Origin of the sequence: Psychrobacter sp. MF31, assembly GCF_012847335.1 — a bacterium.
Lineage (GTDB): Bacteria > Pseudomonadota > Gammaproteobacteria > Pseudomonadales > Moraxellaceae > Psychrobacter.
The window spans coordinates 1-9,807 of record NZ_JABBDX010000011.1 but is presented as its reverse complement, the minus strand read 5'-3'; the positions used below and the strand labels follow the sequence as shown (position 1 = coordinate 9,807).

The 9,807-nt window shown below is 44.8% G+C and carries 10 protein-coding genes and 1 pseudogene; 3 read left to right on the top strand and 8 right to left on the bottom strand.

The annotated features are described in order from the left end of the window. Together HF322_RS11305 and sul2 are read right to left on the bottom strand one after the other, a co-directional pair. Positions 1–87, bottom strand: a pseudogene (locus HF322_RS11305) (APH(3'') family aminoglycoside O-phosphotransferase); the annotation flags it as partial. Between the two features lie 60 nt (positions 88–147). Continuing rightward, positions 148–963: a sulfonamide-resistant dihydropteroate synthase Sul2 gene (sul2, locus tag HF322_RS11300; RefSeq protein ID WP_001043260.1), complete on the bottom strand. Its 816-nt coding sequence runs from the start codon at positions 961–963 to the stop codon at positions 148–150. Between the two features lie 336 nt (positions 964–1,299). On the opposite strand from sul2, the gene HF322_RS11290 reads away from it, so the two are divergent. Then, positions 1,300–1,503 carry a hypothetical protein gene (locus HF322_RS11290; protein ID WP_000131876.1) on the top strand — a complete coding sequence of 68 codons (204 nt, stop codon included), beginning with the start codon at positions 1,300–1,302 and terminating at the stop codon, positions 1,501–1,503. Beyond that, positions 1,494–1,715 (top strand): hypothetical protein, encoded by a 222-nt coding sequence (locus tag HF322_RS11285; protein ID WP_001251694.1) that lies wholly within the window; start codon positions 1,494–1,496, stop codon positions 1,713–1,715. The genes HF322_RS11290 and HF322_RS11285 overlap by 10 nt, the downstream gene beginning before the upstream one ends. A gap of 244 nt (positions 1,716–1,959) precedes the next feature. Here the strand turns inward: HF322_RS11285 and HF322_RS11280 are convergent, their stop codons facing one another. Next, positions 1,960–2,367 (bottom strand): mobilization domain protein, encoded by a 408-nt coding sequence (locus HF322_RS11280; protein ID WP_219848224.1) that lies wholly within the window; start codon positions 2,365–2,367, stop codon positions 1,960–1,962. Between the two features lie 114 nt (positions 2,368–2,481). Between HF322_RS11280 and tet(Y) the strand changes: the two genes are divergently transcribed. Continuing rightward, positions 2,482–3,657: a tetracycline efflux MFS transporter Tet(Y) gene (gene tet(Y) / locus HF322_RS11275; protein ID WP_169393560.1), complete on the top strand. Its 1,176-nt coding sequence runs from the start codon at positions 2,482–2,484 to the stop codon at positions 3,655–3,657. Between the two features lie 15 nt (positions 3,658–3,672). On the opposite strand, the gene HF322_RS11270 is transcribed toward tet(Y), so the two are convergent. From HF322_RS11270 to HF322_RS11250, 5 genes are all read right to left on the bottom strand, one after another. Then, positions 3,673–3,939 carry a hypothetical protein gene (locus HF322_RS11270; protein ID WP_169393559.1) on the bottom strand — a complete coding sequence of 89 codons (267 nt, stop codon included), beginning with the start codon at positions 3,937–3,939 and terminating at the stop codon, positions 3,673–3,675. 5 nt (positions 3,940–3,944) lie between these two features. Beyond that, the gene (locus tag HF322_RS11265; RefSeq protein WP_188211265.1) at positions 3,945–4,472 is read right to left on the bottom strand and encodes a hypothetical protein; all 528 of its coding nucleotides are present in this window, start codon (positions 4,470–4,472) and stop codon (positions 3,945–3,947) included. 641 nt (positions 4,473–5,113) lie between these two features. Continuing rightward, positions 5,114–6,007 carry a hypothetical protein gene (locus HF322_RS11260; protein WP_169393557.1) on the bottom strand — a complete coding sequence of 298 codons (894 nt, stop codon included), beginning with the start codon at positions 6,005–6,007 and terminating at the stop codon, positions 5,114–5,116. A 60-nt stretch (positions 6,008–6,067) separates the two neighbouring features. Further along, positions 6,068–8,653, bottom strand: a complete 2,586-nt coding sequence (locus HF322_RS11255) for a DEAD/DEAH box helicase family protein (RefSeq protein WP_169393556.1) — start codon at positions 8,651–8,653, stop codon at positions 6,068–6,070. A gap of 242 nt (positions 8,654–8,895) precedes the next feature. Then, positions 8,896–9,738, bottom strand: a complete 843-nt coding sequence (locus tag HF322_RS11250; RefSeq protein WP_169393555.1) for a hypothetical protein — start codon at positions 9,736–9,738, stop codon at positions 8,896–8,898. Between the last annotated feature and the right edge of the window lie 69 nt (positions 9,739–9,807).

Below are 9,807 nucleotides of genomic sequence, written 5' to 3'. Positions count from 1 at the left end.
TCGAAAAACAAAATCACCAGATTCTCCGCCTCTGACAGGCAACCAGTCAGAATGCGATTCACCAAAAAAAATATTAGTTCGATTCAATGGAGGTTCCTTCAGTTTTCTGATGAAGCGCGAATATAGAGAAATATCCCGAATGTGCAGTTAACGAATTCTTGCGGTTTCTTTCAGCGCCGCCAATACCGCCAGCCCGTCGCGCAAGGGGCGCGGCTCGTGTGTGCGGATGAAGTCAGCTCCACCTGCGGCGGCGGCAAGCTCTGCAGCGAGTGTCGCGGCCCCGACATCCCCCGGACCACGGCCTGTGAGCGCGCGCAGAAAGGATTTGCGCGAAACAGACAGAAGCACCGGCAAATCGAAGCGCAGCCGCAATTCATCGAACCGCGCCAGCACCGAGAGCGAGGTTTCGGGAGCAGCCCCCAGAAAAAACCCCATGCCGGGATCAAGGACAAGGCGGTTGCGTTTGATACCGGCACCCGTCAGCGCCGCGATGCGCGCGTCAAAGAACGCCGCAATGTGATCCATGATGTCGCCAGCGGGTGCCTCGCGCCGATCTGCCTGCCCGTCTTGCACCGAATGCATAACGACGAGTTTGGCAGATGATTTCGCCAATTGCGGATAGAACGCAGCGTCTGGAAAACCGCGAATATCATTGAGATAGGCCACACCACGCGACAAGGCATAGGCTTGCGTCGCGGGTTGATAACTGTCGAGCGAGACGGGAATGCCATCTGCCTTGAGCGCGTCCAGCACCGGCGCGATACGCGCGATTTCTGTGTCGGACGAAACAGGCGCGGCGTCGGGATTGCTGGATGCCGGACCGAGGTCGATCACATCTGCCCCCTCGGCCATCAGCTTACGCGCCTGCGCAATGGCTGCGTCTGGCGCCAGATACCGGCCTCCATCGGAGAAACTGTCCGAGGTTATGTTGACGATGCCGAAAATGATGAGCGATTTATTCATGGGGACTTCTATAATAATAATAATCGAGCATGAGTCTCATACGGATGCTCGGGTCGAAAGGGAATCCCCAGGCGAGTAACCTGTTTGCGGTGATCCATTAGCTGCAGGAGCAGAATAGCATACATCTGGAAGCAAAGCCAGGAAAGCGGCCTATGGAGCTGTGCGGCAGCGCTCAGTAGGCAATTTTTCAAAATATTGTTAAGCCTTTTCTGAGCATGGTATTTTTCATGGTATTACCAATTAGCAGGAAAATAAGCCATTGAATATAAAAGATAAAAATGTCTTGTTTACAATAGAGTGGGATACAGACACGCTTGATATGTTTGGAGATCAGCCATGACAGATCCACTCAAAGCCCTTTTCGGCAAGCCTGATTACTCCCATATCGTAAGGGACACCACGGCCACTATCAGCATCACAGCCGCTGAAATGGCCGCTGTTTTGGAGGCTTACGACAGGGGTATAGACACGCTGGACGGCACCACCAGAACGGCGCTGGATTCCGTTATATCGAAACTCAAGGACGAGGTATGGCCATGAGCATGTATTACATCAAGACAGGTCTGGAGTACTGGAAACCCAAGGGCTACGGGTACACCAAGAGCCGCGAGGAGGCGGGGGTTTTCACCCTCAAGGACATGGAAGAATTGAACCTCGATGGCTGCACCCTGGAACGCGCCGAAGTGGCGTTCCTGGACGAGGACGGCCCCAGTCCCGACCTACCCCACCGCGTCACCCTGCCCCGCGATTGAGCGGGGCGCTGGAGGGTTTCAAAGGGGCACCCTTTGGCACGGGATATGTGTCAAAAACGGAGTTTTTGTAAACATATCCGACGTGCCTGTAAATCCGCGCGATTACTGCCAGCCCTTACACCCCGGTTGCTTAGGGTTGGTTGAAAGTGGTTTAGGGTTGGTTGAAAGTGGTTTAATGTTGGTTAAACAATGGTTTAAGGTTGTTCAAGGTTGGTTAAAGTTGGTTAAAGTTGGTTGAAAAGGGTTAACGGCCCCTGCTGCGGTCGCTGCGCTCCCGTTCCCGCTTGGCCTTGAATCGCTCTTTGATCTGCTGGGCGCGCTCCTGCTTCTCCTGCTCGTTCTCCTGCCGCAATTTCACCGCCTGCCGGATCAGTCCCGCTACCTGATCCTTGGATAGCCCCTTAAACGGCTCCTGAAGGGCCTGTAAGCGTTTTTGCTGCTGGGCTAGGGTTTCCCTTAGCTCCTTGGCTCTTCGCTCGTTCTGGGCGCTTACAGCGGCTTTCTCGGCCATCGGCTGCACAGACCCCATTATTTTGGCGTTCAACCTTTGCGCCACCCCTTCGACCGTCTCCACGGCTCCGAACACCTTCTCGGCCAGTGACACCCCCTTGACCTTCTGGGGTTTCAGCTCGTCAGCCGGATTGGGTTGCATCGCAGGGGTGTCGAAAGAGTCAACTGCGGTCCAAAGCTGTTTGACTTGGGTGAAAAGGGCGTTTATTCTTCCTATACGTCGCCAACTTATCAATGATAAATAAAAGTCACGTCTATGTCAAAATCACTCATAACCGCACTCATTGTTGTCGCGCTTGATGCGATTGGTTTGGGATTAATCATGCCGGTGGTGCCGGCTTTATTAAATGAATTTGTACCGGCAGAGCAAACAGCATTTCACTATGGTGTTTTTTTATCGCTTTATGCGTTTATGCAGGTCTTTTGCGCACCCGTTTTAGGGCGTTTATCTGACCGCTATGGGCGGCGGATTATTTTGCTGGTTTCATTTTTAGGCGCCACGATTGATTATAGCATAATGGCGGCAGCGCCTGTTTTATGGGTGCTTTATATCGGCCGGATTATCTCAGGTGTTACCGGAGCAACAGGTGCAATCGCGGCATCAATTATCGCTGATACAACCAAACAGGAAGAACGTGCGCGTTGGTTTGGTTTTATGGGGGCGTGTTTTGGCGCAGGTATGATTGCTGGGCCTGCTATTGGCGGTGTTCTTGGTGATATATCTGTGCATGCGCCCTTTGTGGCAGGCGCTTTTCTCAATGCAATTGCCTTTTGTTTGGTGGCTTTCTTGTTGCCTAAAGTGCCGTCACAGCCGCCCGAAGGACAGCAAGCCAAAATCAATTTGTTTGAAGGTTTTCGTTTCAATTTTGCAGTTCAGGGACTTGCCAGCTTTTTTGCGTTGTTTTTTCTTATGCAGCTTATCGGGCAGGCACCAGCTGCTCTGTGGGTGATTTATGGCGAACAGCGCTTGAATTGGGATATTGGCACAGCAGGTGTGTCGCTGGCCGTTTTTGGTGCAGCACATACATTTGTACAGGCAGTTTTAACCGGCACTCTTTCAAAACGAGTGGGCGATCGCGGTGTGTTGTTGCTTGGAATGGGCGCTGATATTTGCGGGTTTTTATTGCTGGCTTTTATCACGCAAAGCTGGATGGTTCTGCCGGCAATTTTCATGCTGGCCACAGGCGGCATTGGTATGCCTGCTTTGCAGGCCATTATTTCCGGTCTTGTTCGCGATGAAAAACAAGGGGCTTTGCAAGGAACGTTAACAGGGTTGACGAATATAACCTCGATCATCGGGCCGGTCGGATTTACGACGTTTTATGGCTTAACCGCGGGGCAGTGGGATGGTTGGGTTTGGCTCGTCGCAGCAAGTCTTTATCTTATTGCTATACCATTATTGCGCCAGTCAGCCAGCTTGTTGCGATCTTAAAATCTTGGCGGGATATCAAGCAATCCCGCCAACAAAGCCGCTGAGTTCATCAAGGCGCACCATTGCCATGCGCATGGTGCCACGGCAATTTTGAGCTTTGCAGCGCGCGCGTCGTTCAACCTCGTCCAAATATAATTGCTCGTGTCCTCGAATTGAGCTGATCATTGCCTTGTTGATATAAACAAGGCGGTTACATTTCTTGCAGGTCATTTCTAATCTTTGATGGTCGGCAAGATCACTGGCTTTATAGCGGGTTTTCCAGTTTCCGGGTGGAGATGCCATTTTCGTCACCAAAAGTCTTCAGGTGAGGGAATGCGGACATAGCTGATTTTACCGCCGACCTGCCCGCCTGCCGGTGGTTTCCATTCACCCAGACTAACAATGGTTTTGGAATAACGGCTGTTTAAATCATCAATTGCGGAGCTGGCTTTTTCCCATTTCTGCCGCGTCGCATCATCATTATTCAACAGGTCGATCTGGCGAGCATTGGCAGGGCTTAAATCATATAGCGTCACGCTTACACGAAAAATGGTCAGTCCGTGCGGGTGTTCTTGCGCGACTTTGTCCCAAAGTTGTCTGAGCCCTGCCAAAATCGCCTGGTCATCATTGACGGTGGCAAGCCGCATATTATGAAAACTGGAGCCGTCTCTGATGGAGAGCCAAAGAGAAAGCCCGTCGGCATAATAGTTTTCTCGTCTCAGGCGGCGGGCAGCTCGAGCATGAGTCTCATACGGATGCTCGGGTCGAAAGGGAATCCCCAGGCGAGTAACCTGTTTGCGGTGATCCATTAGCTGCAGGAGCAGAAGAGCATACATCTGGAAGCAAAGCCAGGAAAGCGGCCTATGGAGCTGTGCGGCAGCGCTCAGTAGGCAATTTTTCAAAATATTGTTAAGCCTTTTCTGAGCATGGTATTTTTCATGGTATTACCAATTAGCAGGAAAATAAGCCATTGAATATAAAAGATAAAAATGTCTTGTTTACAATACGGTGGGTTTCATGGGCGGCCCTTATTTTTGGATTGTACAATCCAAATTATAACCCCGTTTTTGGATTGTACAACCCAAAACTTGCAAGAGCCCGGACCAAGCAGCCACGGCGGCGCGGGGCAGTCAGGCAGGCCAAAGCCCGCCTGGCGAAGCCAGCGGGCCGGCGAGCCCCGCAGGGGCTCGGCCCTCCGGGGGTACGGCGATTTCGTACGCACGAAAAGAAATGGGGGGTTTAAGGCTAGGGCAGGATTCGCAAAGTGCTGGCATTTGCCGGCACTTTTGCCTATTCCCCCCCCCAGGCCCCCCATTTCAGATTGCATTATGAGTAAAACAGGGAGCCGGTGGCACGATGACTTACAACGAGTAAGTAGCATCACGGCTCAATGAGGCCGGCTCAGTATGCCAGGCTCTTTTAAGTTGCTGATTCCTATTTCTAGCCATCCTGATATGATGGGCTCAATTGAGTTTACTCAATCTAGCTCACTAAAATCCATTTTTTCTACGAATGTAATAATATTTTTATCAGTTAATTGACAGTATCTTTTTAGATTTAACCAAACGTAAGCTCCTGAATCTGATTCAGGCGTTACATTAGAGATGACGTATGTGTTTTCTGACCAATCATATGGGTTGATTGCGTAATGTACCATTAAGCTTTTAGCTACAATTTCAACAAAATTTAGCTTAATGGATTGATATGATTCCATCACTACATTCGCAATTGTGGAAATATCAACGAATAATTCTTCTTCATTTCTACTGTGATTACTTCGTAATGGATGATATGAATGCTTCAATGCTATTAGAAATATTCTACGACTTGGCAGACTAAGGGTTTGGAAAGCACTTATGGCAGCATTAAATGCCTCTACATCTTCGTCAACAATATTAATTTCTCTTCTATATTTGATATTGTCTTCTCCATAAACTATATCAAACATATGTTCAAGGGTGTTCGGTTTAACTAAAGAGTTGTTGATTTCTGTGTAGTCTTGCAGACTATCGAGAATTTTTTGTTCTATAATATTTTCACTATACATGCGCTCATGGTTAGCTTTTATTTCCTTCATTTTTTCAACAGTATAGACATCCTCTCTATCAGTTTTAATATGATGCTGATAGCACATTAAAACTAAATTTCTAAATTCCCTTCTATCTTCATTAGTCATATTGGGGTTAAATCTCTCCCCTTTTGGCATAGCTGACTCTATATGGCAGATTTGACCTATAAAATCTCCATTCTCATCGATCATTAAATTTCTACATCCAGGATAGGCACATAAGTTTCCTGAATGCGCGAAGAGTCTCCTAACAGTAGAAGGTAAAGGTTTAAGTCTAGTAACTTCCTCATTGTCCGGATACATAATAAATCTCCTTTTTTGGTGTAATTAAAGCAGCCGCCCAAAATCTGTTTTAATGTACGCCTATAGTAAGCCTTCAAAAGCAGGAAGAAACTCTTTTACATGATTGTCATGATTATAGAAAGGCAAACCCCAAACTGTGAAGCCCTTATTTTCCCAAAGCTTATCTATTTTGTGCCTAGATTGAAGTTCCAACAAGAAATTTTGCTTCCAAATATCATTGGCGATGAGGTGACCACCCTTAGGCTCAATAAATACCTGATAGTGCAGCTCATAATCTGCATCTTTTTTCGTAAGAAGTAACACAAAATCCGGTTCAAAAGCCCTTCCGTCTTCAAAAGAATAAAGCTTAAAGTGCTTTTCATTCCTCAGTAAGAACACATCATCGTATTTTTGCTGTAGCTCATTCATCATACTGTCTACGAAGCGAACTAAATATTTTTCCTCAGATGTACCATAGTTTTCATTAAACGCGAACCAGTTACGAGTGGACAGATCTAGGTATAACTCAGGATTACTGGTTTCTTTTTGACCCACCCCAAACTCTTGATTCGTCTGCCCCTCATTCACAATATTGAGTATTTTATCTTTCTCATAAAGGTGATTTATGGTTTTAGGTATAAATTCTTCTGAGCCCTTATAATCTATACGGTTTTCGTTGAGCTTTTCAGCAATGTCAGCTAAAACCTTCTTAGTAGCATTCAGCTTCTCTATTTGGGATAGGTTCTCCAAATCAGCCTTATTGCCGCTGATAACCACCTTGATGTTACCTAAATAGCTCGGAGACTCTATAAACTCATCGATAGATTTTAGGTTAGGGAACAGCTTTTTTAACTCATTGAATTTGTACGCAGGAATTGAAGCTAGGGCTTTTCTTACGACATGAGTCCCAAAACCTAAGACACGAAACGTTTTGTTATCCGTGTTTAAGTTTCTAGTCTTTGATTCCTCAAATACAGATAACTCACTCGAGCGCCCCGTTCTCAAGGTATATGAATGTTTTGTATTGATGATTGAGTCATTAAGCCCTACTACATCTGATCGATCATAAATCTCGCGTCTATTAACATATATGAAGCCAGTTTTAAAAAGACGAGTTTGCTTAAAGCTATCCTTTAATTTCAAAGGTAGCTCTAAAGTTATTTTCGCTTTGATGCCTAGCTCTTGCAATGCTTGGTTAAGCTCTTGGATATACTTAGGATTGTGTGCTGAATGATAATAGAGCTCTTCACAAATTTTTAGCTCATGAGCGTCTATCGTGTCATCCAATATATCGTACTTTCTTTGATATAGAGGCTGTTCATCATTCACCCGAAAAGGACAATAGCGTGCCCCACGACCGATAAGCTGTGCTTCTTGGAGGGTTGTCTTACCTACTTTATTACTTCTTGCGTCGCGTGTGTCATATAAACGCACGATGTCAAATAGATTAAGGACGTCCCAGCCTTCATTCAGCTTATCGACTGCAAAGACCGCACGAATCTCATTATCGGCATCCTCTAAAGAGTTTAACAATATTTGCTGGCTTTCAAGGTTATCCTTACTGTTAACCTCGATGGTTTTCTCAATAGAGAAGTCTTCTTTAAGCTCTAGTGCCAAGTCTTCCAGACGAATACCGTTAGTATCAAAGAACTCAAATGCCTTACGAATGATATTGTTGCCAACTGCTAAGTTCTCGACTTTTTCTAAATCGTCTTTGCTGATGCTACTCATTGCCTCAACAAAAGCCTTATGAAAAGCTTTGCTTTCAGCGATTGTTTTGGACTTAAAAAGCACTACTGGCTTGATTAAAATCTTATTTTTTTCAAAAATCTTTCGTCTATACTGACTTAGAATGATAGCCTGTATCGCTCTATCCATAGGCTCGCTATCAGCTTGTAGTACTTTCACCTCTTTAGAGTAAAGGTCTTGTCTAAACTGCTTTAAAGGATAATCAAAAAGTACGATATCTTGGTATTTCTCTTGAATAGCCGGTTCAGTGAGATCAGCAGTAGCGGTGAACTCCAGCATCACATTCTCTGAATGGGCATTAAAAACGTCCCGAACTGTACTTTCCCAGCTTACTACTGCAAAAAGCTCTTCATTGTTTTTCTTGCTTTTGGTTTCAGCATTGATGTGATGCGCTTCATCTGCAATCAAAACCACCTTGTTATCTTCAAAATCTTCCATCGATAGCGCATTTTCTTTAGGGTTCAGCATCACAGTGTGAAGCCCTTGGATAGTGGTAAACACTATATTGATATCGTCAGAATTGTTTGAGGCAAAATTATCAACCTCCCTAATTCTAACTTGCTCACCATCTATATTAATAGTGTCGCTAAAAAGGTACTTAGAAGACGCCTTGTTTAGAAAGTTCTCCTTTGTCTTTTTGATGATATTGGTACTATTTACAAAGAATAGGAAGTTCCGGTAGCCTCGCTTATAGAGCGTTAAGATTTCTCCTGCCATGATCAGAGTTTTACCTGAACCAGTTGCCATGTGGAATAGCACGTTTATGGGCTGGTTTTTCGGCTTGTTTGGATAACTATCGAGATAAAACTCAAAGCGCCCAAATGCCTCTTTTTGATAAGGTCTAAGCTCAAAATTAGGATTAATGTTGTCAGTTATATAATCCGGAACTAAGCTAGAAAAAGCCTGATCGGAGACCATCCCAGATTCTGTGTAACTGACGTTTAGATTAAATACTTACACAAAATTTAGGAAGGTCTCTAAATGAGCGATCATATATGCCTACGAGCGAGTTATCTTTCGAATGAGGATTTTGTTTCAGATCATTCATAAATAATTTTTTTTGAAATTCATAAACTGAGCCCTTCTCAGACTCTATTGAACTGCTTATAACTTCCTAATAGGAGAATAATCAGTTCAATACTACCTAACGTTATAGGTTGCTATTCCTCTCTGTTATTAAACCAGAATATTAATCCTGCAATCAGACCTAAAAAAATTCCTAGCCCAATTGCCGACAGGAAAACTGATTTCCAAAGCTCAAGTTTATTAACAATCGCTATCATTACGCACGCAGCAAGAAATCCAACTATCCATATTATTATTGTGGTGGTCGAATTCGATACAAGACCTAATAGTCTTTCAATATTGTTTAGTGTCTTTTGCATATCTTGGGCGATTAAGGCGCTGTTATTTTGAACGCTCGTTAACGCCTCTTGATGATCTTGAGTAATTTGGTGAAGCTTATCAAGATTGTCATCAAATCGGGTGCTGGCGTCCGTATTGGCTTGATTAAGCTTGGTCACGTTCTCAGAGATGAGATCGTGAGTGGTTGCCATGTTAGTCTTAAAGTCACGATTAATATTAGTAATTTGGGTGTTGTAATCTTTGATAGATAGCGTTTTTTGATCAATCATTTTGGCAATTTCACAATCTAGCTTTTCAACGATAACCGGCTTGATAGCCTCGGCAATCCTCTCAATTTGGTCTTTGTACTCAGCCTTAATATCAGTTTCAATAAGCTCGGTAATTCCTTTTTGCAGATGATCTATGGCGTCATCTTTTGCGGTAGTGATGAAAATGTTACTGCAATCTACTGCGCTTTGAAGTTGATAAATAGCGTCACTTAACTCGCTGATTTTATGGTCAATATCAACAAGACTACCCTCAAGCTTTTTGTCGATGTTGTCGCGAGCATCGTCAGCAAGACTTTCAAGCGCAGGGATAACGTCGCCTAGCGCTAAAACAATTTTTTCAATATCATCTTTTAGTTGTTGATTGCTCATACTTTCCTCTGATTAAGGACTTGGTGATGAATAGCTATAGGCGCGATCGATTTTTTGCTGAATGCTGTT

Excerpts from the sequence above, each read along its gene's own strand:
- HF322_RS11280 (WP_219848224.1), bottom strand. The coding sequence starts at position 2,367 with ATGCAACCCAATCCGGCTGACGAGCTGAAACCCCAGAAGGTCAAGGGG.
- HF322_RS11255 (WP_169393556.1), bottom strand. The coding sequence starts at position 8,653 with ATGGTCTCCGATCAGGCTTTTTCTAGCTTAGTTCCGGATTATATAACT.
- HF322_RS11260 (WP_169393557.1), bottom strand. The coding sequence starts at position 6,007 with ATGTATCCGGACAATGAGGAAGTTACTAGACTTAAACCTTTACCTTCT.
- HF322_RS11290 (WP_000131876.1), top strand. The coding sequence starts at position 1,300 with ATGACAGATCCACTCAAAGCCCTTTTCGGCAAGCCTGATTACTCCCAT.
- HF322_RS11270 (WP_169393559.1), bottom strand. The coding sequence starts at position 3,939 with ATGGCATCTCCACCCGGAAACTGGAAAACCCGCTATAAAGCCAGTGAT.
- HF322_RS11250 (WP_169393555.1), bottom strand. The coding sequence starts at position 9,738 with ATGAGCAATCAACAACTAAAAGATGATATTGAAAAAATTGTTTTAGCG.
- HF322_RS11265 (WP_188211265.1), bottom strand. The coding sequence starts at position 4,472 with ATGTATGCTCTTCTGCTCCTGCAGCTAATGGATCACCGCAAACAGGTT.
- sul2 (WP_001043260.1), bottom strand. The coding sequence starts at position 963 with ATGAATAAATCGCTCATCATTTTCGGCATCGTCAACATAACCTCGGAC.
- HF322_RS11285 (WP_001251694.1), top strand. The coding sequence starts at position 1,494 with ATGGCCATGAGCATGTATTACATCAAGACAGGTCTGGAGTACTGGAAA.